This is a genomic window from Bacteroides sp. OM05-10AA (assembly GCF_003439055.1).
Taxonomy (GTDB): Bacteria; Bacteroidota; Bacteroidia; order Bacteroidales; family Bacteroidaceae; genus Bacteroides; species Bacteroides intestinigallinarum.
Genome location: NZ_QSUR01000035.1, coordinates 20,493 through 39,723, shown reverse-complemented (window position 1 = coordinate 39,723; position 19,231 = coordinate 20,493). Strand labels below are relative to the sequence as shown.

35 protein-coding genes are annotated in these 19,231 nt (G+C 38.6%); 2 read left to right on the top strand and 33 right to left on the bottom strand.

All coding sequences use genetic code 11. From position 1 onward, the window contains the following. Window positions 1–232: 232 nt before the first annotated feature. Window positions 233–877, bottom strand: coding sequence for a DUF6563 family protein (locus DXB58_RS22040; RefSeq protein ID WP_199488005.1), 645 nt, complete (start codon window positions 875–877; stop codon window positions 233–235). 70 nt (window positions 878–947) lie between these two features. Between DXB58_RS22040 and DXB58_RS27745 the strand changes: the two genes are divergently transcribed. Together DXB58_RS27745 and DXB58_RS22035 are read left to right on the top strand one after the other, a co-directional pair. After that, window positions 948–1,106, top strand: coding sequence for a hypothetical protein (locus DXB58_RS27745; RefSeq protein ID WP_158571579.1), 159 nt, complete (start codon window positions 948–950; stop codon window positions 1,104–1,106). 89 nt (window positions 1,107–1,195) lie between these two features. Next, a complete protein-coding gene (locus tag DXB58_RS22035; RefSeq protein ID WP_122138260.1) occupies window positions 1,196–3,010 on the top strand; it encodes a MutS family DNA mismatch repair protein in 1,815 nt (604 codons plus the stop codon). A 151-nt stretch (window positions 3,011–3,161) separates the two neighbouring features. Here DXB58_RS22035 and DXB58_RS22030 read toward each other — a convergent pair whose 3' ends face one another. From DXB58_RS22030 to rpsJ, 32 genes are all read right to left on the bottom strand, one after another. Next, window positions 3,162–3,704 (bottom strand): hypothetical protein, encoded by a 543-nt coding sequence (locus DXB58_RS22030; RefSeq protein WP_004310879.1) that lies wholly within the window; start codon window positions 3,702–3,704, stop codon window positions 3,162–3,164. 111 nt (window positions 3,705–3,815) lie between these two features. Next, the gene (locus tag DXB58_RS22025) at window positions 3,816–4,211 is read right to left on the bottom strand and encodes a hypothetical protein (protein ID WP_004296323.1); all 396 of its coding nucleotides are present in this window, start codon (window positions 4,209–4,211) and stop codon (window positions 3,816–3,818) included. A 146-nt stretch (window positions 4,212–4,357) separates the two neighbouring features. Next, window positions 4,358–4,843 carry a 50S ribosomal protein L17 gene (rplQ, locus tag DXB58_RS22020; protein WP_122138259.1) on the bottom strand — a complete coding sequence of 162 codons (486 nt, stop codon included), beginning with the start codon at window positions 4,841–4,843 and terminating at the stop codon, window positions 4,358–4,360. Between the two features lie 3 nt (window positions 4,844–4,846). Continuing rightward, window positions 4,847–5,839, bottom strand: coding sequence for a DNA-directed RNA polymerase subunit alpha (locus DXB58_RS22015; RefSeq protein ID WP_004296325.1), 993 nt, complete (start codon window positions 5,837–5,839; stop codon window positions 4,847–4,849). An 11-nt stretch (window positions 5,840–5,850) separates the two neighbouring features. Continuing rightward, window positions 5,851–6,456: a 30S ribosomal protein S4 gene (gene rpsD / locus DXB58_RS22010; RefSeq protein ID WP_004296326.1), complete on the bottom strand. Its 606-nt coding sequence runs from the start codon at window positions 6,454–6,456 to the stop codon at window positions 5,851–5,853. 116 nt (window positions 6,457–6,572) lie between these two features. Continuing rightward, the gene (gene rpsK / locus DXB58_RS22005; RefSeq protein WP_004296327.1) at window positions 6,573–6,962 is read right to left on the bottom strand and encodes a 30S ribosomal protein S11; all 390 of its coding nucleotides are present in this window, start codon (window positions 6,960–6,962) and stop codon (window positions 6,573–6,575) included. A gap of 11 nt (window positions 6,963–6,973) precedes the next feature. After that, complete coding sequence (gene rpsM, locus DXB58_RS22000) at window positions 6,974–7,354, bottom strand: 30S ribosomal protein S13 (protein ID WP_004296328.1); 381 nt, start codon at window positions 7,352–7,354, stop codon at window positions 6,974–6,976. Between the two features lie 33 nt (window positions 7,355–7,387). Beyond that, a complete protein-coding gene (gene ykgO, locus DXB58_RS21995) occupies window positions 7,388–7,504 on the bottom strand; it encodes a type B 50S ribosomal protein L36 (protein ID WP_002558051.1) in 117 nt (38 codons plus the stop codon). 8 nt (window positions 7,505–7,512) lie between these two features. Continuing rightward, window positions 7,513–7,731 (bottom strand): translation initiation factor IF-1, encoded by a 219-nt coding sequence (infA, locus tag DXB58_RS21990; protein ID WP_002558052.1) that lies wholly within the window; start codon window positions 7,729–7,731, stop codon window positions 7,513–7,515. Window position 7,732: 1 nt separating this feature from the next. Then, window positions 7,733–8,530 (bottom strand): type I methionyl aminopeptidase, encoded by a 798-nt coding sequence (gene map, locus DXB58_RS21985; RefSeq protein WP_004296329.1) that lies wholly within the window; start codon window positions 8,528–8,530, stop codon window positions 7,733–7,735. 15 nt (window positions 8,531–8,545) lie between these two features. Further along, the gene (secY, locus tag DXB58_RS21980; protein WP_004296330.1) at window positions 8,546–9,886 is read right to left on the bottom strand and encodes a preprotein translocase subunit SecY; all 1,341 of its coding nucleotides are present in this window, start codon (window positions 9,884–9,886) and stop codon (window positions 8,546–8,548) included. Between the two features lie 4 nt (window positions 9,887–9,890). Next, window positions 9,891–10,337 (bottom strand): 50S ribosomal protein L15, encoded by a 447-nt coding sequence (rplO, locus tag DXB58_RS21975; RefSeq protein ID WP_004296331.1) that lies wholly within the window; start codon window positions 10,335–10,337, stop codon window positions 9,891–9,893. A 32-nt stretch (window positions 10,338–10,369) separates the two neighbouring features. Next, window positions 10,370–10,546, bottom strand: coding sequence for a 50S ribosomal protein L30 (gene rpmD, locus DXB58_RS21970; protein WP_004296332.1), 177 nt, complete (start codon window positions 10,544–10,546; stop codon window positions 10,370–10,372). 9 nt (window positions 10,547–10,555) lie between these two features. Next, window positions 10,556–11,074: a 30S ribosomal protein S5 gene (gene rpsE / locus DXB58_RS21965; RefSeq protein ID WP_122138258.1), complete on the bottom strand. Its 519-nt coding sequence runs from the start codon at window positions 11,072–11,074 to the stop codon at window positions 10,556–10,558. Window positions 11,075–11,079: 5 nt separating this feature from the next. Beyond that, window positions 11,080–11,424: a 50S ribosomal protein L18 gene (gene rplR / locus DXB58_RS21960; RefSeq protein WP_004296334.1), complete on the bottom strand. Its 345-nt coding sequence runs from the start codon at window positions 11,422–11,424 to the stop codon at window positions 11,080–11,082. 21 nt (window positions 11,425–11,445) lie between these two features. Continuing rightward, window positions 11,446–12,015 carry a 50S ribosomal protein L6 gene (gene rplF, locus DXB58_RS21955; protein ID WP_004296335.1) on the bottom strand — a complete coding sequence of 190 codons (570 nt, stop codon included), beginning with the start codon at window positions 12,013–12,015 and terminating at the stop codon, window positions 11,446–11,448. Window positions 12,016–12,030: 15 nt separating this feature from the next. Continuing rightward, window positions 12,031–12,426 carry a 30S ribosomal protein S8 gene (rpsH, locus tag DXB58_RS21950; RefSeq protein WP_004296336.1) on the bottom strand — a complete coding sequence of 132 codons (396 nt, stop codon included), beginning with the start codon at window positions 12,424–12,426 and terminating at the stop codon, window positions 12,031–12,033. Between the two features lie 52 nt (window positions 12,427–12,478). Next, window positions 12,479–12,778 (bottom strand): 30S ribosomal protein S14, encoded by a 300-nt coding sequence (gene rpsN / locus DXB58_RS21945; protein ID WP_004296337.1) that lies wholly within the window; start codon window positions 12,776–12,778, stop codon window positions 12,479–12,481. A gap of 5 nt (window positions 12,779–12,783) precedes the next feature. Next, window positions 12,784–13,341 (bottom strand): 50S ribosomal protein L5, encoded by a 558-nt coding sequence (gene rplE, locus DXB58_RS21940; RefSeq protein WP_004296338.1) that lies wholly within the window; start codon window positions 13,339–13,341, stop codon window positions 12,784–12,786. Next, window positions 13,341–13,661: a 50S ribosomal protein L24 gene (gene rplX / locus DXB58_RS21935; protein WP_004296339.1), complete on the bottom strand. Its 321-nt coding sequence runs from the start codon at window positions 13,659–13,661 to the stop codon at window positions 13,341–13,343. The genes rplE and rplX overlap by 1 nt, the downstream gene beginning before the upstream one ends. Window positions 13,662–13,680: 19 nt before the next feature. Then, window positions 13,681–14,046: a 50S ribosomal protein L14 gene (rplN, locus tag DXB58_RS21930; protein ID WP_004296340.1), complete on the bottom strand. Its 366-nt coding sequence runs from the start codon at window positions 14,044–14,046 to the stop codon at window positions 13,681–13,683. A gap of 2 nt (window positions 14,047–14,048) precedes the next feature. Continuing rightward, window positions 14,049–14,318, bottom strand: a complete 270-nt coding sequence (gene rpsQ / locus DXB58_RS21925) for a 30S ribosomal protein S17 (RefSeq protein ID WP_004296341.1) — start codon at window positions 14,316–14,318, stop codon at window positions 14,049–14,051. After that, complete coding sequence (rpmC, locus tag DXB58_RS21920; RefSeq protein ID WP_004296342.1) at window positions 14,315–14,512, bottom strand: 50S ribosomal protein L29; 198 nt, start codon at window positions 14,510–14,512, stop codon at window positions 14,315–14,317. The genes rpsQ and rpmC overlap by 4 nt, the downstream gene beginning before the upstream one ends. A 5-nt stretch (window positions 14,513–14,517) precedes the next feature. Next, window positions 14,518–14,952, bottom strand: coding sequence for a 50S ribosomal protein L16 (gene rplP, locus DXB58_RS21915; RefSeq protein WP_004291234.1), 435 nt, complete (start codon window positions 14,950–14,952; stop codon window positions 14,518–14,520). Between the two features lie 23 nt (window positions 14,953–14,975). After that, window positions 14,976–15,707 (bottom strand): 30S ribosomal protein S3, encoded by a 732-nt coding sequence (gene rpsC, locus DXB58_RS21910; protein ID WP_004296343.1) that lies wholly within the window; start codon window positions 15,705–15,707, stop codon window positions 14,976–14,978. Window positions 15,708–15,712: 5 nt separating this feature from the next. Continuing rightward, on the bottom strand, window positions 15,713–16,123 hold the full coding sequence (gene rplV / locus DXB58_RS21905; protein WP_004296344.1) for a 50S ribosomal protein L22: 411 nt from the start codon (window positions 16,121–16,123) through the stop codon (window positions 15,713–15,715). 36 nt (window positions 16,124–16,159) lie between these two features. Next, window positions 16,160–16,429, bottom strand: coding sequence for a 30S ribosomal protein S19 (rpsS, locus tag DXB58_RS21900; protein ID WP_004296345.1), 270 nt, complete (start codon window positions 16,427–16,429; stop codon window positions 16,160–16,162). Between the two features lie 20 nt (window positions 16,430–16,449). Further along, window positions 16,450–17,274 carry a 50S ribosomal protein L2 gene (gene rplB, locus DXB58_RS21895; RefSeq protein ID WP_117936385.1) on the bottom strand — a complete coding sequence of 275 codons (825 nt, stop codon included), beginning with the start codon at window positions 17,272–17,274 and terminating at the stop codon, window positions 16,450–16,452. A 5-nt stretch (window positions 17,275–17,279) separates the two neighbouring features. Continuing rightward, on the bottom strand, window positions 17,280–17,570 hold the full coding sequence (gene rplW / locus DXB58_RS21890) for a 50S ribosomal protein L23 (RefSeq protein ID WP_004296347.1): 291 nt from the start codon (window positions 17,568–17,570) through the stop codon (window positions 17,280–17,282). 16 nt (window positions 17,571–17,586) lie between these two features. After that, window positions 17,587–18,213: a 50S ribosomal protein L4 gene (rplD, locus tag DXB58_RS21885; protein WP_117936383.1), complete on the bottom strand. Its 627-nt coding sequence runs from the start codon at window positions 18,211–18,213 to the stop codon at window positions 17,587–17,589. Then, the gene (gene rplC / locus DXB58_RS21880) at window positions 18,213–18,830 is read right to left on the bottom strand and encodes a 50S ribosomal protein L3 (RefSeq protein ID WP_122138257.1); all 618 of its coding nucleotides are present in this window, start codon (window positions 18,828–18,830) and stop codon (window positions 18,213–18,215) included. The genes rplD and rplC overlap by 1 nt, the downstream gene beginning before the upstream one ends. 18 nt (window positions 18,831–18,848) lie before the next feature. Then, window positions 18,849–19,154, bottom strand: a complete 306-nt coding sequence (rpsJ, locus tag DXB58_RS21875; protein WP_002558075.1) for a 30S ribosomal protein S10 — start codon at window positions 19,152–19,154, stop codon at window positions 18,849–18,851. Between the last annotated feature and the right edge of the window lie 77 nt (window positions 19,155–19,231).

Sequence of the window (19,231 nt, the reverse complement as noted above, 5' to 3'; positions counted from 1 at the left end):
AAGATACAAGCAATATCAAGAGTCTCTTATGCTTTTATACAGATACAAATGCAGGTCTTTTATCCAAACGGACTAATAGGGCTTTTATTAAAATGGATAGCGGATTTTTCCATTAAATCAAAGCTATGAGTTCTGTGTTATTTGCATAATCCGCACCCTAATCATATCACTATGCCCATGATTGTATTATGAACATACTCTTTCTCTGCTATACCAACAGAGATCGACAAAATTACTTTTTTTGTTTATTCCGCAACTCCAACAAATATTTAAAGGTATGCTTCGCCTCCTGACTATCATCTTTCAAATATGCCTGTTTCAGTTCCGGATAATTCTTCAATAATTGAAGCATTTTATCTTTTCCTAGAAAATCGACTTTTCCTGTTTCACCATTTAGCTCATAACAGACGCGTTTCGTAACCAAGCTTGAAGCGGCAAGAGCATCGCCGATATTCCCTCCCAGTTTTACGTCATCTTCTTCCACAAAGTTTCCTCCGATAACCGAGCCTAGAGGCATGGCACAAAAATAGATATTTTTACCCAATTGAACGGCAGGAGCATACCATGCTCCAAAGCGTAACTTTTTATAGCGCAACTTACGGCAATTCAAATATAAATCTCCTTTTTCATCACGCACGGCAAAACAACGCTTCTTCAAGCGCCGGCACATCGACTCGTCATCACCGGCCGTTATCCGGTAATCAGCCCCTCCTGTCAATACAATCTGATTTCTGGAACGTTTTTCTACACGCAACACGGTTGTGGTATCACCATGTTGAGTCAGCAACTCTTTCAGGTTGGAATAAATAATATTCTGCGCAATTAACGGAAGGCTAATCACGCTTATCAGCAAACATAAGATACATCCTTTCTTCATAAGCATCCTCCTTTCCTGTCTAACGCCTTTTCGAGTGGAAAGTTATAAATTTTAGCGGATAAATGCAAGAATGAGAAAAGAAATATTGAAAAAAAGCTACTATCAGGAAATGTCCCCTACTCTCGTTAAACGGGAACAGAACTTATATACCCCATTCCTTACAGCCAGCAAAGGCATTATCCAGGTAAGTTACAATATGAGCTTGTTATTCATTTCTATCTTCCGTTAATAAACAGTAAATCTGCTCTCGACAAAAACAAGCTCTTATCCCGACCGTTATGAATTATATTACCTTTGTGGAAAAGAATTAAATTTGTCATGGAAAAACAAGAACAGATCATTACTACATATCAGCAAATCATTCAGAAAACAGAACTGGAGTTACAGAATGCACGGAAACGTATCTATTATATCAGTCTTCTCCGCCTGATCTTATTTGTAGGAGCTGTAGCAAATGCCATTATCTTTTGGTCTGATGGGTGGCTATATCTCTCTGCTTTCTCTATTCTGCCTTTTATCTTATTCATCTGGCTGGTAAAACGCCATAATTTCTGGTTCTACCGAAAAGACTTTCTGAAAAAGAAAATAGAAATCAATGAGCAGGAGCTACGCGCCATGCAATATGACTTTTCTGATTTTGATGATGGAAAAGAATTTGTTAATCCATCTCATCTCTACACTCTTGATTTAGACGTATTTGGTGAACATTCTCTTTTCCAATACATCAACCGCACTGCAACGCCTATTGGCAAACAGCATCTTGCAAACTGGTTCAATGCACATCTGGAAAACAAAGAAGCTATTGAACATCGCCAGAAAGCTATCCATGAATTGTCCACAGACTTAGAATATCGCCAACAAATCCGCTTACTCGGCTTACTCTATAAAGGAAAACCTGCCGATACCACCGAAATCAAAGAATGGGCAAACAGTCCAAGTTATTATCGGAAGCGTACGCTTCTACGCATCCTCCCGACAGCGGTAACGATCATTAATTTCTTATGTATAGGGCTGGCTATTTTAGGTATTATCTCGGCCAATATTGCAGGAGGAGTGTTTGTTAGCTTTGTATTATTCAGCACTATTTTTTCTAAAGGAATCACTAAATTGCAAACGACCTACGGAAAAAAGCTACAAATTCTTTCGACATACGCTGACCAGATTCTTCTCACCGAACAGAAAGAAATGCAAAGCCATATACTGCAAGAGTTAAAAGCGGAGCTTACAAGCCAGAATCAAACTGCTTCTCAAGCAGTCCGCCAGCTTTCAAAACTGATGAACGCGCTCGATCAGCGAAGCAATCTACTAATGAGTACGATACTCAACGGACTGATATTCTGGGAGCTGCGCCAAGTGATGCGAATCGAGAAATGGAAAGAAATCCACGCATCCGACCTTCCCCGCTGGATAGAAACCATCGGAGAAATTGACGCCTATTGTTCTCTGGCAACATTCGCATACAATCATCCGGATTATATCTATCCCACCATTGCTGCTCAATCTTTCCATCTACAGGCTGAAGCTTTGGGCCATCCTTTAATGGATCGCAACAAATGTGTACGCAACGGAATAGACATTGAGAAACGCCCTTTCTTTATTATTATCACAGGCGCCAATATGGCAGGAAAAAGCACGTATTTACGTACTGTAGGAGTAAACTATCTACTAGCGTGCATAGGGGCTCCCGTTTGGGCAAAGCAGATGGAAATATATCCGGCTCGCCTCGTCACCAGTCTTCGGACCAGTGACTCCTTAGCCGACAACGAATCTTATTTCTTTGCCGAACTCAAGCGACTTAAATTAATCATAGATAAGCTTGAAGCGGGAGAAGAACTTTTCATCATCCTTGATGAAATATTGAAAGGTACAAACTCTATGGATAAACAGAAAGGTTCTTTCGCCCTCATCAAACAATTCATGCACATGAACACCAATGGCATCATCGCCACTCATGACTTGTTGCTAGGAACTTTAGTGGACTCTTTCCCACAAAATATCCGGAATTACTGTTTCGAAGCTGACATCACGAACAACGAACTCACCTTCTCTTACCAAATGAGAAACGGAGTTGCGCAAAATATGAATGCCTGCTTTTTAATGAAGAAAATGGGGATCGCCGTCATTAACGACTAATCCCCATCCTTGTATGAAAATCAAAGTTTTCTATTGCAGTAACATCCAAAACCTGCTTTATTTAGTAGCAGCAAACTGAATATAAAATTTCAAGCTACCTGTTTTAATGTGTCGGAAAAAACAAAGTTAAACAGGTTTTGTAGATATACTTTTACTGCATTTTACTTTTTGCCAGAAATGCTATTACCGCTGAAGCTTGTTCATCAGTGAAATACTGCACTGATGTTATTGGCTGATAGGTATAAGGTATAAACTGGAATAACTGTACAGCTGCAAACTTTTTATCAGCAGAAAGTATCACATCCATACGTATATTACCACTAGCCTCACTCTTTATATTCGAACCTGCAGAGAATGAACCCGAATTCACAAGATTCCTCAAAGCATCCATGTGTTTCAAATCAAAGAATATACTATGCTCTTTAGCCACACTTTTGGTTGGCAAATAAATAACTTCTTTCGATTTCCAGAAGAGACGGAAAATCCCCATAAGGAATAAACCTGTTCCCAGAACCATCAAAGCCATACTAACCGTAGAAGACTTATCTTCCAATTCGAAAGTGGAAGCAAAAGCTAAAATACCGACCAATAACATTACAGAAGAAATTAAAACTCCTGAAACACTTGTACGTTTTGCGATATCGGGGTGTGAAGATGCGAAGATAGTAGCATCAATCGTTTGAGTAGTTGCCATAATATTTAAAGTTTAAATTATTAGTAAAAATATAAAGATAAAAAGGATATAGTCACCGGTATTACAGAGATACCAGTAACCACAAAATAAACAATACTAATAAATAGACTACTAAATAATTATGCGCCTCAAAGTATATACATAGTATTCACTTGATGGCTGGCAATAATAGGAAGTTGTTGTACCATAAATCCGCCCCCAGTGTTGTGAAAGTGAGTTATCACGATCAGCACAACATTGTAGCGCATTTTTTAAAGAAAAGAAATATTCTCCAAGTTGCACACGTTGAATACGTGTTACAGATATCTGATGGCTTTGCAAGTTGTTCAATTCAGCCACTGGCTTACCAGGAAGATCCGGTGCGCTAATTTCCCCATGCTGTCTCATTGCATATGTAATAGCACGCTCCTGCTCATCCACCACTTTCGCAGTAGAAACATTGCCTGCTATGCTATGAAAAGCAACAGTCAGCAACAGAAACAATATTACCTTTACAAATTTTGCCATATCACCTGCAAATATAACAGATTCTCTCTATGAAAAGTTCTATTAAGATATATTTTAATGTATCTTAGTATTAGTAAACGGCAGACAAACAAAAAAGGCTACCCTCACAGGTAGCCTTTTTTATATCTATAAGAATAACTGTAAAATTATTCAGCTGATTCAGCTTTTGGTTCTTCAGCCTTAGGAGCTTCAGTTGCAGGAGCTTCAACAGCAGCTTTCTTCGAACGACGAGTACGAGTAGCTTTCTTAGCAACTTTTTCCTTAGCCATGTTTTCATTGTAGTCAACCAACTCGATGAAGCACATTTCTGCATTGTCACCCAAACGGTTACCAGTCTTGATAATACGAGTATAACCACCCGGACGATCAGCAATCTTAACAGAGATTTCTTTGAACAACTCTGTTACTGCAATCTTATCTTGCAAGTTGCTAAATACAACACGACGAGAGTTCGTAGTATCTTCTTTAGACTTAGTAATCAAAGGCTCAACAAACTTTTTCAAAGCTTTCGCCTTTGCAACAGTCGTAGTGATTCTTTTGTGCTTGATCAAAGAGCAAGCCATGTTAGATAACATAGCGCTTCTATGAGAAGCAGTACGACCTAAATGATTGAATTTTTTATTATGTCTCATTTTTTATTCTTTATCTAATTTATATTTAGAAATGTCGGTTCCAAACGACAGATTCAGACTTTCCAGCAAATCATCAAGCTCGGTAAGCGATTTCTTTCCAAAGTTTCTGAATTTCAGCAGGTCAGTTTTGTTGAATTGTACCAAGTCGCCGAGAGTTTCTACGTCAGCAGCCTTCAAGCAATTGAGGGCACGAACTGACAAGTCCATATCAACGAGTTTAGTTTTCAACAGCTGACGCATGTGCAATACTTCTTCATCAAACTCTTCATTGCCATCAGTATCATTACTTTCAAGCGTGATCTTCTCGTCAGAGAACAACATGAAATGATAAATCAGAATTTTTGCAGCTTCTTTCAGCGCTTCTTTCGGATGTATAGAACCGTCGGTACTAATTTCAAGTACTAGCTTTTCGTAGTCAGTCTTCTGTTCTACACGGAAGTTTTCTACAGCATACTTGACATTACGTATCGGTGTATAAATAGAGTCGATTGGAATTACATTAACATCCGTGCAATACTCGCGATTCTCATCAGCAGGTACATAACCACGGCCTTTGTTAATTGTAATATCAATCTGCATAGTTGACTTAGAATCTAAATGACAAATAACTAATTCCGGATTTAACACTTCAAATCCAGTCAAATACTTACCTATGTCACCTGCTTTAAATTCACTGGAATTCTCGACAGTGATGCTCACTTTTTCGCTCTCGAACTCTTCAACTACTTGCTTGAATCTCACTTGTTTCAGATTCAAGATAATGTTGGTAACATCCTCTTTTACTCCAGGTACACTAGAAAATTCATGCTCCACACCATCGATTCTGATAGTAGTGATAGCAAAACCCTCTAATGAAGAAAGAAGGATTCGGCGTAATGCATTACCTACAGTAATACCAAAACCCGGTTCCAACGGACGGAATTCGAATTTACCGAATCTGGAGTCCGCCTCCAACATTAATACTTTATCAGGTTTTTGAAATGCTAATATCGCCATGAAATTAATTATTATTTAGAATACAATTCAACGATCAAATGTTCTTTAATGTTCTCAGGAATGTCTGCTCTTTCAGGTATGTGCAACATTTTACCAACCTTAGAAGCTTCGTCCCATTCCAACCAAGCATACTTGCTATGATTGAAACCTGCAAGGGAATTAGCAATTACTTCCAAAGATTTAGATCTTTCACGAACACCAATCAATTGTCCAGGTTTTACTGCAAATGAAGGGATGTTTACCACTTCACCATCTACAGTAATGTGCTTGTGACTAACCAACTGACGAGCAGCAGCACGTGTAGGAGCAATTCCCAAACGGAATACTACGTTGTCAAGACGGCCTTCCAGCAATTGAAGGAGTACCTCACCGGTAATACCTTTAGCAGTAGCTGCTTTTTCAAACAAATTGCGGAATTGTTTTTCTAAAACTCCATAGGTGTATTTAGCTTTCTGCTTTTCACGAAGTTGCACACCATATTCAGAAGTTTTTCTTTTTCTTGAATTACCATGTTGTCCGGGAGGATAGTTCTTCTTTGACAAAACTTTGTCAGCTCCAAAGATTCCTTCACCGAATTTACGGGCGATTCTCGATTTTGGTCCAGTATATCTAGCCATTTCTTTTAAATATTTAATTGTTTATTCATGAACTTAATTTGTTGCAGCCGCGATTACAGAGAGAAATTAAATGTAATCCAAAAACAAAATCAAGATCATTGTAAGTTAAAGGTAAATTAAACTCTACGTCTTTTCGGAGGACGACAACCATTATGTGGAAGCGGAGTCACGTCAATGATTTCAGTAACTTCGATACCAGCACCGTGGATAGTTCTAATAGCAGACTCACGTCCGTTACCTGGACCCTTCACATATGCTTTTACCTTTCTCAGGCCAAGATCAAATGCAATCTTTGCACAATCCTGGGCAGCCATCTGAGCTGCATAAGGAGTATTCTTTTTAGAACCTCTAAATCCCATTTTACCAGCAGATGACCAAGAGATAATCTGCCCTTCACTGTTTGCAAGAGAAACAATAATATTGTTGAAAGATGAATGAACATGCAACTGTCCATTAGCGTCTACTTTCACATTTCTCTTTTTAGCTGCAACTGTTTTTTTTGCCATATCAACAATTATTATTTAGTAGCTTTTTTCTTATTAGCAACGGTTTTCTTTCTACCTTTACGAGTACGTGCATTGTTCTTAGTGCTCTGACCTCTAACAGGCAGACCAATACGGTGACGTACACCACGATAGCAACCAATATCCATTAATCGCTTAATGTTCAATTGGATTTCAGAACGAAGATCACCTTCCACTTTATACTCTGCACCGATAATCTCACGAATCTTAGCAGCTTGATCATCTGTCCAGTCTTTAACCTTCAGATCTTTATCTACACCAGCTTTATCTAAAATTTTTGCTGAACTACTGCGACCTATTCCATATACATAGGTCAACGCAATTTCACCTCTTTTGTTCTGAGGTAAATCTACACCAACTATTCTTATAGCCATATACTTAATTATTTTTTTTGCAAAAATAACAAATTATCCTTGACGTTGTTTATACTTAGGATTTTTCTTGTTAATAACATACAAACGGCCATTACGTCTAACGATCTTACATTCTGGCGTGCGTTTCTTTAATGATGCTCTTACTTTCATATCTTATTTTATTTATATCTAAACACAATTCTTCCTTTCGATAAGTCGTAAGGAGACATTTCGACTCTCACTTTATCTCCCGGCAAGATCTTGATGTAATGCATCCGCATCTTACCTGAAATATGTGCAGTAATCTCATGTCCGTTTTCTAATTCAACACGAAACATTGCATTTGACAATGCTTCAACTATAACTCCATCTTGTTCTATTGCAGATTGCTTTGCCATATTATATTGCTTTATCTCCTAAAACTTCTTCTATGAATTTGAATGAAGACAAAATATCAGCTTCACCAGCTCCAACAGCTATCGTATGTTCAAAATGTGCAGCACATTTACGATCTCTGGTCCTCACAGTCCATCCGTCACGTTCCATAATCACTTGTCGATCTCCCAATGTTATCATCGGCTCTATCGCTATGCAAAGGCCTCTTTTCATCAAAGGTCCATATCCTCTTTTACCATAATTAGGCACTTGAGGATCTTCGTGCATCTCTTTACCAATGCCATGACCAACAAACTCACGCACTACACCATAAGAGTGAGACTCACAATATTGCTGAATAGCATACCCGATGTCTCCGATTCTTTTGCCTTGCACTGCGTTCTGAATGCCAATATATAACGCTTCTTTAGTTACCTTCAACAAGTTACGAATTTCTTCGTCCACCTCTCCTACACAAAAAGTATAAGCAGAATCACCACAAAAACCATTCATGTAAGTTCCGCAATCCACTGATACGATATCGCCATCTTTCAGTACAATATCCCCTGGGATTCCATGTACAACCTGCTCATTAACAGAAGTACAAAGAGATGCGGGAAATGGTTCTCCATATTGATTCGGAAATCCTTTGAAAGTTGGAGTTGCCCCATGATCTCTAATGAACTCTTCAGCAACCTTATCCAACTCACGTGTAGTTACACCAGGCTTCACCAGTTTGGCAACCTCTGCAAGAGTTTTACCAACAAGCAGGTTACTCTGACGGAGCAATTCTATTTCATCTTCTGTTTTAAGAAATATCATTTCTAATCTAAAGAATTAATATGCCGCTACACCAGCGCGTCCTTTAATACGACCTGATTTCAACAGACCATCATAATGTCTCATCAACAAATGACTTTCAACCTGTTGCAGTGTATCAAGAACAACACCTACAAGAATTAACAAAGATGTACCGCCGAAGAATTGAGCAAATCCTGCTTGCACTCCGAATATACCGGCAAAAGCAGGCATAATAGCAACTAAAGCCAAGAAGAAAGAACCCGGCAAAGTAATACGAGACATTATATCATCAATATACTCTGCTGTTTTCTTTCCCGGTTTAATACCAGGGATGAAACCATTATTTCTCTTCATATCCTCAGCCATCTGAGTCGGATTAATTGTAATTGCAGTATAGAAATATGTAAATAATATAATCATTACCGCAAAAACAAAATTATACCAGAAACTTGTATGATCTGTAAACGCATGCAAGAAACCGCCCGCATCATTTACATTTGAAAAACCGATAAACGTAATTGGAATAAACATGATTGCCTGAGCAAAAATGATAGGCATAACACCAGCAGCATTCACTTTCAAAGGAATGTACTGTCTAGCACCACCATATTGCTTGTTACCAACAATTCTTTTTGCATACTGTACAGGAATCTTTCTTGTACCTTGTACCAAAAGAATAGCAGCACCAATCACTAATAACAAGAATACGATTTCAATTATAAACATGATCAAACCACCACTCTTATTTGCTACTCTGGATACAACTTCTTGCAACAAAGCATCAGGGAAACGAGCGATAATACCAATCAAGATAATAAATGAAATACCGTTACCAATACCTTTATCAGTAATTCTTTCACCAAGCCACAAAATAAACATACTACCTGCTGCCAAAATAATGGTAGAGGTAACCATAAACAGAGTCCAATCTAATGAAGCATTTAAGGAAGGGCCAGCCTGCATTTTAAGATTGAGCAAATAAGAAGGGGCCTGAACTAACAATATAGCAATCGTCAAATAACGAGTATATTGATTCATTTTTCTTCTGCCGCTCTCACCTTCGCGTTGCAACTTCTGGAAATACGGCACAGCGATTCCCAACAACTGGATTACGATAGATGCAGAGATATAAGGCATGATTCCTAATGCAAAAATAGAGGCATTAGAAAATGCTCCTCCAGAGAACATATTTAACAAGGCTAAAAGGCCTTCACTTGTTTGTTCGTGCAATTTTGCCAGCATTGCCGGATTGATACCCGGTAATACGACATATGATCCGAAACGGTAAATTGCCACAAACAATATGGTGATGAGGATCCGCTGTCTCAGATCCTCAATCTTCCATATATTCTTTAATGTTTCAATAGCTTTTCTCATTGAATCAGAGTTTTACTACAGTTCCACCAGCAGCTTCAATAGCAGCAGTTGCAGTCTTAGAGAATGCATGAGCTTCTACTTCCAGCTTGTTAGTCAGAGTTCCGTTACCCAATACTTTTACCAACTGATTTGAAGATATAAATCCTGCTTCGATAAAGTCGTTTACACCAATTTTTGCCAAGCTCTTAGCTTCAGCAAGTTTCTGGATAGTATCCAGATTGATGGCTTTATATTCTACACGATTGATATTCTTGAAACCAAATTTAGGAACTCGACGTTGAAGAGGCATCTGACCACCTTCAAAACCGATCTTCTTAGAGTATCCAGATCTTGATTTAGCTCCCTTATGACCTCTTGTAGAAGTACCGCCTAAGCCAGAACCAGTTCCACGTCCAATTCTTTTTCTTGTCTTAGTAGATCCCTCTGCAGGTTTTAAATTACTTAAGTTCATATTGTAATTTCGTTTTATTATTCAACAAATAATTACTTAACAATGGCAACCAAGTGTTTTACTTTATCTACCATCCCAAGAATTGAAGGAGTGCTTTCGTGTTCAACCACACGGTTCAGTTTACGAAGTCCCAGTGCATCGAGAGTTCTTTTCTGATCAGCTGGAGCACCAATTCTACTTTTAACTTGTTTAATCTTTATAGTTGACATATCTCCTCCTTATCCTCTAAATACTTTTTCAACACTAATACCTCTGTTCTGAGCAACCATTCTTGCATCACGCATTTCACTCAAAGCTTCGATTGTAGCTTTAACAAGGTTGTGCGGATTTGAAGAACCTTTAGATTTAGCCAAAACGTCAGTAACACCAACACTTTCCAATACAGCACGCATAGCACCACCAGCTACAACACCGGTTCCGTGAGATGCAGGTTTGATGAATACTTCAGCACCACCAAATCTAGCTGATTGTTCATGAGGAACAGTACCTTTCAAAATAGGCACTTTCACCAGGTTCTTTTTAGCTGATTCAACACCTTTAGCGATAGCAGCTGTTACTTCACCTGCTTTACCAAGTCCCCAACCAATGACACCTTCTTCGTTACCTACAACAACGATTGCAGAGAAACTAAAAGTTCTACCACCTTTGGTAACTTTAGTAACACGATTAATAGCAACCAATCTATCTTTCAGTTCTATATCGTTAGTAATCTTAACTCTATTATTAACTCCTGCCATAATGATTAAAATTTAAGTCCACCGTTACGAGCAGCATCAGCTACTTCTTTTACTCTCCCATGATACAAGTAACCATTACGGTCGAAAACAACAGTAGTTATACCTGCTTCCTGAGCCTTTTTAGCAATCATTTCACCCACTTTAGCAGCTTGTTCTTTTTTAGCAACTTTATCAGTCAAACCTAAAGAAGAAGCGGCAGCCAGTGTCTTACCAGAAAGATCATCGATAATCTGGACATAAATTTGCTTGTTACTTCTAAATACACTCATACGCGGACATTCAGTAGTACCTGAAATTTTGTTGCGTACTCTATATTTGATCTTAACTCGTCTTTCTATTTTTGTTGTCATAATAATCTAATTTTATATGAATTACTTAGCGCCGGCTGATTTACCAGACTTTCTACGAATTACTTCGCCAACAAACTTAATACCTTTACCCTTGTATGGTTCAGGCTTACGGAAAGAACGTATTTTAGAGCAAACTTGACCAAGCAATTGTTTGTCACACGATTCCAATATAATAAGAGGATTCTTATTTCTTTCAGACTTAGTTTCAACTTTTACCTCAGCAGGTAATTGAATGAAAATATTGTGTGTATAACCTAAAGCAAGCTCAATGATGTTACCTTGGTTAGAAGCACGATAACCTACACCAACAAGTTCCAGTTCCTTCTTGTATCCTTCAGATACGCCCACAACCATGTTGTGAACCAAAGAACGATACAAACCGTGGAAAGCATGTTTTTGCTTTGGGTTATCAAGCATTTCTTTATCGTTTTCTGTTAAAGTTACGTGTCCGTCTTCAATGGCAACATTGATAGCAGGATTCACATATTGGCTCATTTCGCCTTTGGGTCCCTTTACGGTAACCACATTATCCTTCAGAGTGACTGTCACTCCAGCAGGGATACTAATGGGTAATTTTCCTATTCTTGACATTCTAATTCCTCCTAATTAATATACATAACACAAGACTTCACCACCGATCTTCAGTTCTGCAGCCTCTTTGTTAGTCATTACACCTTTGGAAGTAGATATTATAGCAATACCCAGCCCATTAATAACACGCGGCATATCTTTGTAACCAGTATACTTACGCATACCCGGAGAAGATATTCTTTCTAACTTTTTGATTGCGTTAACTTTGTTAACAGAATCATACTTCAAGGCAACCTTAATAGTTCCTTGAGGACCATCTTCTACAAACTTATAATTAAGAATGTAGCCTTTTTCAAAAAGAATCTTAGTGATTTCTTTTTTCAAGTTCGAAGCGGGAACTTCAACAACTCTGTGCTTTGCACCAATCGCGTTCCGCAACCTCGTTAAATAATCTGCTATTGGATCAGTCATATAAAAATAAATTAAATTAATCAGGACTACCCTGACAATATTTAAACAATAATTACCAGCTTGCTTTTTTTACGCCTGGGATCAGTCCGTTAGATGCCATCTCACGGAATTGAATTCTCGAAATTCCGAATTGACGAATATAACCTTTAGGACGTCCAGTCAGTTTGCAACGGTTGTGCATACGAATCGGATTAGAATTCTTTGGCAACTCTTGCAACTTCTGTGCAGCTTCAAAAGCATCAGCAGGATCACCTGTTCTTACGATTTGCTTCAAAGCAGCTCTTCTTTCGGCGTATTTGGCTACTAATTTAGCACGTTTTACTTCACGTGCTTTCATTGATTCCTTTGCCATATCTATTAGTCTTTTTTAGCGTTTTTAAAAGGTAAACCGAATTCCTTCAGCAAAGCATAACCTTCTTCATCTGTTTCCGCAGAGGTTACAAAGGTAATATTCATTCCGAGAATTCTTGTAATACTATCGATATTTATTTCAGGGAAAATGATTTGTTCCTGAATACCAAGGGTATAGTTACCTTTACCATCAAACTTACTTTCGATACCTTTGAAGTCACGAATACGAGGAAGAGCTACACGAACCAATTTTTCAAGGAATTCGTACATTCTTTCACGACGTAAAGTTACCATAACACCAATCGGCATTTTTTTACGCAACTTAAAGTTTGCGATATCTTTACGAGAAATGGTAGCTACAGCTTTCTGACCTGTGATAGCTGTCATTTCATTGATTGCAACTTCGATAATCTTCTTATCAGCAACAGCCATACCTAACCCTTGATTGATAACAATCTTCTTAAGTACGGGTACCTGCATTGTAGAAGAATACTGGAACTGTGATTTCAATGCAGGTGCTATACGCTCTGCATATTCTTTCTTAAGACTAGCAGTATTACTCATTACTTAATCTCCTCTCCTGATTTTTTAGAATAACGCACTAAAGTTCCTTCCGAACTCTTTTTTCTCCCAATACGCGTTGCTTTACCAGTTTTTGGATCAACCGGGTTCAAGTTTGAAATGTGGATAGAAGCTTCCTGCTTCACGATACCACCTTGCGGATTCTTAGCATTCGGTTTTGTGCTTTTAGATACCATATTGATACCTTCTACAAATGCACGTCCTTCTTTAACAAGAACCTTCAATACACGACCAGTTTTGCCCTTATCTTCGCCAGCATTTACGTAAACTGTATCGCCTTTTTTAATATGTAATTTACTCATTACTTAAATCTTTTACAAATTAAAGTACCTCAGGCGCAAGTGACACAACTTTCATGTTTGTAGCACGAAGTTCTCTTGCTACAGGACCGAAAATACGACTACCTCTAATTTCACCTGCATTATTCAACAACACGCAAGCATTATCATCAAAACGTATATAAGAACCATCAGGACGACGGATTTCTTTCTTTGTACGTACAATCAAAGCCTTTGATACTGCACCTTTTTTAACATCACTAGAAGGGATAACACTCTTCACTGAAACTACAATGACATCCCCCACTGAAGCATAACGACGACCTGTACCACCCAAAACGCGGATACACAACGCCTCTTTCGCTCCACTGTTATCACATACTGTAAGTCTGGATTCTACTTGTATCATAATTACTTAGCTCTTTCAATTATTTCTACTAATCTCCATCTTTTAGTCTTGCTCAAAGGACGAGTTTCCATGATGCTTACAGTATCACCGATATTGCATTCATTCTTTTCATCGTGAGCATGGTACTTCTTCGTTTTACTAACGAACTTACCATATATAGGGTGTTTTTCCTTAAATTTGGCAGCAACTGTGATGGTCTTATCCATCTTATTGCTTAACACAACCCCTGTTCTTTCTTTTCTTAAATTTCTTGCTTCCATCAAGCTGATCATTTATTGTTAAGTTCTCTTTCGCGCAATTCTGTTTTCATACGCGCAATAGTCCTGCGTAATTGTTTGATTTGAGCAGGATTTTCCAAAGGAGAAATAGAATGATTAATAACCATTTGGTTATAATTAGCTGTTTCCGCCTCTACTCTTTCTACTAAATCATTAGTAGTCATTTCTTTTATTTCTGCAATTTTCATAACACTTACGCATTTTGATTTTGAATATCATAATCACGTCTTACGACAAACTTCGTTGTAATAGGAAGCTTTTGAGCAGCTAAGCGCAATGCTTCTTTCGCGATTTCGTAAGATACTCCTTCAGCTTCAATAATGATTCTACCTGGAGTCACAGGAGCCACAAATCCCTCTGGAGCACCTTTACCTTTACCCATACGTACATCGGCAGGTTTTCTAGTGATCGGTTTATCCGGGAATATACGGATCCAGATCTGTCCTTGACGTTGCATATATCTTGTTACTGCAATACGAGCAGCTTCGATCTGACGGCCTGTAATCCACTTAGTCTCCAAAGCCTTTATGCCAAAAGAACCAAAGGCCAGCTGGTTGCCTCTCTGGGCATTACCTTTCTGACGGCCTTTTTGTTGTCTTCTGAATTTTGTCTTTTTCGGTTGTAACATAGTTTCCTAAAATTCAAATTCGTTTAGCGATTATTTTTCTTTCTTTTGAAGTTCTTTCCGCCGTTGTTTCCACTATTGTTTCCACGACCACTTTCTTTGCTTTGTGTAAAGTTCGGAGCCAATTCTTTCTTACCAAACACTTCACCTCTACAAATCCAAACTTTGATACCTAAAAGACCTACTTTAGTCAATGCTTCTGCATGACAGTAGTCGATATCAGCTCTGAAAGTGTGCAACGGAGTTCTTCCTTCTTTATACATTTCAGAACGGGCCATTTCAGCTCCATTCAAACGTCCTGAAATCTGAATTTTGATACCTTCAGCACCCATACGCATTGTGTTTGCGATAGCCATTTTGATGGCACGGCGATAGGCAATTTTACCTTCAACCTGACGAGCGATGTTGTTAGCAACAATCACAGCATCCAGTTCCGGTCTCTTCACTTCAAAGATATTGATTTGAATATCTTTGTCGGTAACCTTCTTCAACTCCTCTTTTAACTTATCAACTTCTTGGCCACCTTTACCGATAATAATACCCGGGCGAGCAGTGCAAACAGTAATAGTAACGAGCTTCAGCGTACGTTCAATTACGATTCTTGATACACTTGCTTTTGCAAGTCTTGCATTAAGATATTTACGGATTTTGCTATCTTCCAGCAAAGAATCACCGTAATCATTTCCACCATACCAGTTAGAATCCCATCCTCTGATAATTCCTAAACGGTTGCTTATTGGATTAACTTTTTGTCCCATCTACCTTAATTTTGATCTTCGTTATTACTTTTAGCACCAACGAACAATGTTACGTGATTTGAACGTTTGCGAATTCTATAACCTCTACCCTGTGGTGCCGGTCTCATTCTTTTGAGTGTAGCTCCACCATCAACAAAAATCTGTGTTACGAACAACTCGCCACTTTCCGCTTTACGTTCGTTTTTCTGTTCCCAGTTAGCAATTGCAGAGCGAAGCAATTTTTCCACTCTTGCAGCAGCTTCTTTTGAAGAAAATTTCAAAACACCAAGTGCTCTGTTCACTTCCATACCACGGATCATGTCTGCAACCAGACGCATCTTACGCGGAGAAGTAGGAACATTTTGCAATTTTGCAAAATACATGGTCTTAAGGGCTTCTTTTCTCTTTTCAGCCGATATTTTTTTTCTTGCTCCCATTATTATTTATTACTTTATTATTTCAAATAAATCCTGTTATCTTTTCTTGTTACCAGCGTGTCCTCTGAATGTACGAGTTGGAGCAAATTCGCCCAACTTGTGTCCTACCATATTCTCGGTAACATAAACAGGAATAAATTTATTTCCATTGTGAACTGCAACTGTATGGCCTACAAAATCAGGCGAAATCATTGAAGCTCTGGCCCAAGTCTTTACTACGACTTTCTTACCTGATTCATTCATGGCAAGAATTCTCTTTTCAAGCTTAACGTTAATATATGGACCTTTTTTTAATGAACGACTCATAGTTTACTCAATTAATCAGATTACTTTTTTCTTCTCTCAATAATGTACTTAGACGACTGTTTCTTAGGAGCTCTAGTCTTAAGTCCCTTAGCGTACAATCCCTTACGTGATCTTGGGTGACCTCCAGAAGCACGTCCTTCACCACCACCCATCGGGTGATCAACCGGGTTCATTACAACACCACGGTTACGAGGACGACGTCCTTGCCAACGAGAACGTCCAGCCTTACCTGAACTTTCCAATCCATGATCAGAGTTACCTACACTACCGACAGTAGCTTTACAAGTGCTAAGAATCTGTCTAACTTCACCTGAAGGCAACTTAATTACACAATACTTACCCTCACGAGAAGTCAACTGTGCAAAGTTACCAGCTGAACGAACCAGAGCAGCACCCTGTCCCGGACGTAATTCGATATTGTGAATCACAGTACCCACCGGAATGTTTTGAAGAGGAAGAGCATTACCAATCTCTGGCGCTGCTGTTTCACCTGACATCAGAGTCGCACCAACTTGCAATCCATTGGGAGCAATAATATATCTTTTTTCTCCATCAGCATAAAATAACAGAGCGATACGAGCCGAACGATTCGGATCGTATTCAATTGTTTTAACTACTGCTGGAACACCGTCCTTATTTCTCTTGAAATCAACAATTCTAATCACCTTTCTATGACCGCCACCAATGTAGCGCATAGTCATCTTACCTTCGTTGTTACGACCTCCAGATGATTTCTTACCATATACAAGAGACTTTTCTGGTACTGATGCAGTAATTTCTTCGAAAGTACCAATAATTTTATGTCTTTGCCCCGGTGTTGTGGGCTTAAATTTACGTACTGCCATTTTTATTAAATATTGCTATAAAAATCAATAGTATCTCCTTCTTTCAATGTCACGATTGCTTTTTTGAAAGCATTCGTACGACCATTGATGATACCTGCTTTGGTATAACGGCTCTTATTTTTGCCAGCATACTTCACAGTATTCACATCAACTACTGTAACATTATAAAGAGCTTCAATTTCCTTCTTAATTTCCAGTTTGTTAGCTTCAGGACGTACAACAAAGCCGAAACGATTCAGCTTATCTGTGATTGCAGTCATTTTCTCTGTTACCAACGGTTTAATAATAATTCCCATTATTTAAGCCTCCTTTTTAAATTAAGATATTGTCAATAGCCTTCAGAGAGTTTTCTGTAAGCACAACAACCCCAGCATTCAATACTCTGTAAGTATTTAATCCCGAGATAGTCTGCACATTAGCACCCTCAATGTTACGAGCTGACAAATATACGTTTTTATTTGCTTCCGGTAAAATCACAAGTAGCTTTTTATCGGAAACTTTAAGATTTTTTGTCATTGCAACGAAATCTTTTGTCTTAGGAGCTTCAAATGTGAAATCCTCAACGACAACGATTGCATCGTTTTTAGCTTTATAAGACAAAGCTGACTTACGAGCCAATGTCTTAACTTTTTTATTCAACTTGAAGAAGTAGTCTCTTGGTTTCGGACCGAAAACGCGGGCACCACCTACAAGAACCGGTGAGTTCATATCACCACGACGAGCTCCGCCACCACCTTTCTGGCGACCGATCTTACGAGTTGAACCACTGATTTCACTTCTTTCTTTTGACTTATGAGTACCCTGACGCTGATTGGCCATAAATTGTTTTACGTCCAAATAGATAGCGTGGTCGTTGGGCTCAATTCCGAAGATAGATTCGTTTAACGTAACCTTTCTCCCAGTGTCTTCACCTTTAATGTTATATACGTTAACTTCCATTATTTCTCAATTAATACGATTGAACCTTTGCAACCCGGGATAGAACCTTTAACCAAAAGAAGGTTATGATCCGCGATTACTTTTAATACCTGCAAGTTTTGTACAGTGACTCTGTCACCACCAAGTTGTCCACCCATGCGCATTCCCTTGAATACTTTTGCAGGGTAAGAACAAGCACCAATAGAACCCGGTTTACGAGCGCGGTTATGCTGTCCGTGAGTAGCCTGACCTACACCACCAAAACCATGTCTTTTTACTACACCCTGGAAACCTTTACCTTTAGAAGTTCCAACAACGTCAACAAAACTAGCGTCATTAAACATTTCTACGGTAACAGTATCACCCAGATTCAATTCTGTCTCAAATTCTTTGAACTCAGCCAAGTGTCTCTTCGGTGTTACTCCTGCTCTTTTAAAGTGCCCCATCAACGGTTTAGTTGTATGTTTTTCCTTTTTATCCTGGAAACCCAACTGAACAGCTGCATAGCCATCTTTTTCTACAGTTTTAACTTGAGTAACAACACAAGGACCTGCTTCGATAACAGTGCATGGTACATTTTTACCATCGGCACTGAAAACGGATGTCATTCCGATTTTTTTTCCTAATAATCCTGGCATTTCACTAATTTTTAATTATCAAACTTTAATTTCTACTTCCACACCACTTGGCAATTCCAACTTCATCAGAGCATCTACTGTCTTAGCTGTTGAGCTATAGATGTCGATCAATCTCTTATAAGAAGAGAGTTCAAATTGCTCACGAGACTTTTTGTTTACGAAAGTCGAACGGTTCACAGTAAAGATACGCTTGTGCGTAGGCAGAGGTATCGGACCGCTAACAATAGCACCTGTAGCTTTTACAGTTCTTACAATTTTCTCAGCTGACTTGTCAACCAAGTTGTGGTCGTAAGATTTCAATTTAATTCTAATTTTCTGACTCATTATTTTTTTTAATTAATACATTTATAATAAGATAAAGCGGCAGGCTAAGAGTCATTCGCTAGCCTGCTGCTTTAGAT